This window comes from Dellaglioa sp. CoH-57-MRSF-21 (genome assembly GCF_056781915.1).
Map to the genome: position 1 here is coordinate 1 of NZ_JBXAXU010000151.1, position 296 is coordinate 296.

The following is a 296-nucleotide window of genomic DNA, read 5'->3' on the forward strand; positions in this document are numbered from 1 at the left end:
CGTGTATAGTTCATTCCATCAGCTAACCAAATGAAGGGGAACAGCATGAAAGTAGGCGACAAGGTTCGGGTAATCCGCACGGAACAAAGCTTTTACAATCGCGTCCAATGGTGGCCGGAACAGGGCATGACGGGCACTGTTGAGGCCGTCCACAAAAACGGGTCGGTTCGCGTGGCATGCGACCAATTGCGCAACCAGTCGTCAGACGGCCGTATCCCCAAAACGTTCCGGCCGCTCGATATGGTGTTTGAGGTCATCAAGTAACGATCCGCAGGGGCCTGAATTATGGTCCATGT

Annotated in this window: 1 protein-coding gene; it reads left to right on the forward strand. The window is 53.7% G+C overall.

From position 1 onward, the window contains the following. Positions 1–45: 45 nt before the first annotated feature. Complete coding sequence (locus AC1RPQ_RS08350) at positions 46–264, forward strand: hypothetical protein (RefSeq protein ID WP_481762322.1); 219 nt, start codon at positions 46–48, stop codon at positions 262–264. Positions 265–296: the final 32 nt, after the last annotated feature.